At 73.4% G+C, this 3,569-nt stretch carries 5 protein-coding genes; 3 read left to right on the forward strand and 2 right to left on the reverse strand.

Annotated elements, in window-relative coordinates; all coding sequences use genetic code 11:
- From ACFE86_RS21690 to holA, 3 genes are all read left to right on the forward strand, one after another.
- The coding region (locus ACFE86_RS21690) for a phosphatase PAP2 family protein (RefSeq protein WP_375457385.1) at positions 1-362 on the forward strand (362 nt) is incomplete at its 5' end.
- 129 nt (positions 363-491) lie between these two features.
- Positions 492-1,055, forward strand: a complete 564-nt coding sequence (gene lptE, locus ACFE86_RS21695) for an LPS assembly lipoprotein LptE (RefSeq protein WP_375457388.1) — start codon at positions 492-494, stop codon at positions 1,053-1,055.
- 55 nt (positions 1,056-1,110) lie between these two features.
- The gene (gene holA / locus ACFE86_RS21700) at positions 1,111-2,142 is read left to right on the forward strand and encodes a DNA polymerase III subunit delta (RefSeq protein ID WP_375457386.1); all 1,032 of its coding nucleotides are present in this window, start codon (positions 1,111-1,113) and stop codon (positions 2,140-2,142) included.
- 64 nt (positions 2,143-2,206) lie between these two features.
- Here the strand turns inward: holA and ACFE86_RS21705 are convergent, their stop codons facing one another.
- On the reverse strand, positions 2,207-3,112 hold the full coding sequence (locus ACFE86_RS21705) for a ParB/RepB/Spo0J family partition protein (RefSeq protein WP_375457389.1): 906 nt from the start codon (positions 3,110-3,112) through the stop codon (positions 2,207-2,209).
- A gap of 121 nt (positions 3,113-3,233) precedes the next feature.
- Positions 3,234-3,569 (reverse strand): ParA family protein (locus ACFE86_RS21710; RefSeq protein ID WP_375457387.1); only part of this gene is annotated, 336 nt, incomplete at its 5' end.

Raw genomic sequence — 3,569 nt, forward strand, 5'->3', positions numbered from 1 at the left:
TCGCCGACAGCTTCAGCTACCCCTCGGGCCACGCGACGCAGGGCTGGGCCTACGCCCTGATGATGGCCGCGCTGGTGCCTTCGCGGGCGACCGCCATCCTCGCCCGCGGCCGCGCCTACGGCGAGAGCCGGGTGATCTGCGGCGTGCACTGGCTGAGCGACGTCGCCGCCGGGCGCACCAACGGGTCGTCGATCTTCGCGGCGCTGATCGGCGACGCGGTCTTCCGGGCGGACCTCGACAAGGCGCGGGCCGAACTCGCCCGGGAACTCGCCAAGCCGTCCTCGGATGAAGGCAAGGTCCCCGACCAAGCCGTCTGCACCCGGGAGGCCGACAGCCTGAAGAGCTTCGCGCTGGAGTTCTGAGCGGCGGCGTGCGGTACCCCACGCTCGCCGCGAAGGAATCGTAACGGTTCGGCGGCATGCTCGTGGCGCGAGGCTGCGCAGACGCGCTAAAGAGCGGCGATGGATCGGAACGGCGGGGCGATGCGGCGGATGGCGGGGACGGGACGGGCGGCGGGACGACGGGCGGGCGTGGCCCTGCGGGTAGGCCGGCTCGCCGGCGCCGCGGCGCTGGCGCTGAGTCTCTCGGCCTGCTTCCGCCCGCTCTACGGGCCCACCGCGTCCGGGGAATCGATGGGCGTCCTGCTCGCCGGCATCCAGGTCGACGACGTGTCGATGGCGCGCGACCAGGAGCGCATCGGGCATTACCTGCGCAGCGAGCTGATCTTCGCGCTCGATGGCTCCGGCCAGCCGGCGCCGAAGCGTTACCGCCTCAAGATGCAGGGCAGCGAGACCGTGCAGACGCCGATCGTCTCCACCACCACGGGCCGCGCCGAGGCCGGCACCATCGTCGCTGCGATCAGGTACAGCCTGGAGAGCCTCGACGGCACCAAGGTCGTCACCGAGGGCGTCGCCACCTCCACCGCCACCTACGACCGCTCGGTGCAGCGGTTCGCCTCCTTGCGCGCCGCGCGCGACGCCGAGATCCGGCTGGCCTCGGTGCTCGCCGAGCAGATCAAGACGCGGCTGGCCTCGGTGCTCTCGGCCAAGCCGTGACCGCGTCCGTGCCGCCCCCGACGCCGCGCGGGCGCGCGCTGCCCGGGAGAGCGGCTTGACCGCGGTCAAGGCCGGCGAGATCGAGGGCCTGATGCGGCGCGGGCCGGACCCGCGCCTGCCCGTCATCCTGGTGTTCGGGCCCGATACCGGCCTCGTCGCCGAGCGCGCCAAGCATCTGGCGGAGAGCTTCGTCACCGACCCGGACGACCCGTTCGCGCTGGTCCGGATCGACGGCGACGCGCTCGCCTCCGATCCCGGCCGGCTCGTCGACGAGGCCGGCACCGTCGGCCTGTTCGGCGACAGGCGGACGATCTGGGTGCGTCCCGGCAGCCGCAACTGCGCGCCCGCCGTCGAGGCGGTGCTGCGGGGCGAGATCGTCGGCACCCGCATCGTGGTCGAGGCGGGCGATCTGGCGAAATCCGCGCCGCTGCGCACCCTGTGCGAGAAGTCGGCGCGCGCGCTCGCGATCCCCTGCTACGCCGACGACGCGCGCGCGCTCGCCGAGCTGATCGACCGCACCCTCGAAGGGCGCGGCCTGCGCATCGACCGCGACGCCCGCGCGGTGCTGAGCCAGAGCCTGGGGGGCGACCGCCGGGCGAGTCTGGCGGAAATCGAGAAGCTCGCGCTCTACGCGGCGGGCCGGGGCAGCGTCGGGCTCGACGACGTCGAGGCGGTGGTGAGCGACGTCGCCGGGAGCCAGCTCAACACCCTGATCGACGCCGCCTTCGCGGGCGCTGCCGCCGAGGTCGAGCGCGAGGTCCGCCGCTTCCGTCACGAGGGCCTCGACCCCTCGGCGATGCTGGGCGCGGGCCTGCGCCACGCCCTGCAACTGCTGTCCACCCGGATCGAGGGCGGCGACAAGCCCCCGAGCCTGATGGTCGCGGCGTGGCGCGGCCTACACTTCAAGCGAAAAGGCAGCATCGAGACGCAACTCGCCCGCTGGAGCCCAGGCGCCCTGCGGCAGGCGATCCAGATCCTCCAGGAGGCGATCCTGGCCTGCCGCCGCTCCGATCCGGTGCTGGCGCACGCCCACGCCTCGGCGGCGCTCCTGCGGCTTGCCGGGCAAGGCGGGCGGCGCGGAGGATAGGGCGCACAGGGTGGAGGGCGCACGGTGGGTGCGCAGGGTCGCCCTTACCGCGCAGCGATCCCGGTCACCCCTCGTCCGACACCCGGAAGCGGCGGCACAGGCCCTCGAACTCCGCGGCGCTGCCGTAGCGGATGCGGATCTCGCCGGCCTCGGCCGAAATCGGCTTCAGGGTGACGCCGACGCCGAGCGCCCGGGCGATGCGGCTCTCCAGCGAGCGGGTCTCGGCGGTCCTGCCCGTGACGCCGCGGGGCCGGCCGGGGCGGGGGCCTGCGTCGGGCTGCTGCTCGGCCGCCGCGATCGCCTCGACGTCGCGGACCGTCAGGCCCTCCTCCACGATGCGGCGGCTCAGCGCCTCGGGCGCGGCGACCCCGAGGAGCGCGCGGGCGTGGCCGGCGCTGATCTCACCGGCGATCAGGCGCTCCTGCACCGTCGGCGGCAGGTTGAGCAGGCGCAGCGTGTTGGCGAGGTGGCTGCGGCTCTTGCCCAGGATCTCGGCAAGCTCGCGCTGGCTGTAGGCGAACTCGCTCATCAGGCGCTCGTAGCCCGAGGCTTCCTCGATGGCGTTGAGGTCGGCGCGCTGGACGTTCTCCAGGATCGCGAATTCGAGGGAGGCGCGGTCGTCGATGTCGAGGACCACCACCGGCACCTCGTCGTGACCGGCGCGCTGGGCCGCGCGCCAGCGCCGCTCGCCGGCCACGATCTCGAAGGCGCCCGGTACCTCGGCCAGCGCCCGCACCACGATCGGCTGGATGATGCCGCGCATGCGGATCGAGGTGGCGAGCTCGTCGAGATCGGTCTCACTGAAGCTGCGCCGCGGGTTGCGCGGGTTCGGCCGCAGGAACTCCACCGCGACCCTGCGCTGGGGCTGCACGCCCGCCTCGTGGCCAGCCTCGTGGCCCGGATCATTGAAATCGCCGATCAGGGCCGCGAGCCCGCGCCCCAGTCGGGGCCGTGCCGCCTCGTCCGCCATCCCGCTCACCCGTTCACTTCGTTACGCATGACCTGATGCGGATGCCCCGAGCCTCGGGCCATCCGCGATCCGCCGCATGGGCGACGGCGCACGGTCGTGCCGGCGCCGTCCCGGCCCGGATTCACGCCGCCGCCGGCATGCGGCCTTCCCGCTGGATCACCTCGGAGGCCAGCCGCAGGTAGGCCTGGGAGCCGGCGCATTTCAGGTCGTAGAGCAGCACCGGCTTGCCGTGCGAGGGCGCCTCGGAGACGCGGACGTTCCGCGGGATCATGGTCTCGTAGACCTTCTCGCCCATGAAGCCGCGCACGTCCGCCACCACCTGCGCCGAGAGGTTGTTGCGCGGATCGAACATCGTCAGCACGATGCCCTGGATCGTCAGGCGCGGGTTGAGCGCGCCGCGCACCTGCTCGACGGTGCGCAGCAACTGGCTCAGCCCTTCGAGGGCGAAGAACTCGCA

Origin of the sequence: uncultured Methylobacterium sp. (assembly GCF_964244095.1) — a bacterium.
GTDB lineage: Bacteria > Pseudomonadota > Alphaproteobacteria > Rhizobiales > Beijerinckiaceae > Methylobacterium.

Bases quoted from the DNA above. Each gene is read 5' to 3' on its own strand.
- lptE (WP_375457388.1), top strand. From the start codon at position 492: ATGGCGGGGACGGGACGGGCGGCGGGACGACGGGCGGGCGTGGCCCTG.
- ACFE86_RS21705 (WP_375457389.1), bottom strand. From the start codon at position 3,112: ATGGCGGACGAGGCGGCACGGCCCCGACTGGGGCGCGGGCTCGCGGCC.